The following is a 422-nucleotide window of genomic DNA, read 5'->3' on the forward strand; positions in this document are numbered from 1 at the left end:
GGCTTTGCGGCAATGCTGAACCGCATCGCCGGCAATGGCGTCAGGACGATCCTAGTCGAGAGCCCCGACCGCTTTGCGCGCGACCTAGCAGTCCAGCTAGCCGGACATGATCATCTGCGCAGCCTCGGTGTCACGCTGATCCCGACAAGCTCGCCCGACTTCTTCATCGAGGATACGCCAACGGCCGTATTAGTTCGCCAAGTGCTCGGTGCCATCGCTCAGTTTGAGAAGGCGACCACGGTAGCAAAGCTTCGGCCGCGCGTCAGCGCAAGCGTGAGGCGATCGGAAATGTCGAGGGCCGAAAGAGCTGGGCGGAGCTCAATCCGGAGCTGGTGGCTACGGCAAAGCGCCTCCGCCGCCGATCGCCAAAGGGGCATCAGTGCTCGCTACGTCAGGTCGCCAACGAGCTCGCGAAATTGGGC

Annotated in this window: 1 protein-coding gene; it reads left to right on the plus strand. The window is 62.8% G+C overall.

What is annotated here, in order from left to right; translation table 11 throughout:
- Positions 1-12: 12 nt before the first annotated feature.
- Positions 13-422: recombinase family protein (locus NJE57_RS20080; protein WP_413464450.1), on the plus strand; the 410-nt coding region annotated here is incomplete at its 3' end.

Origin of the sequence: Dietzia sp. PP-33 (assembly GCF_033790845.1) — a bacterium.
Classification (GTDB): domain Bacteria; phylum Actinomycetota; class Actinomycetes; order Mycobacteriales; family Mycobacteriaceae; genus Dietzia.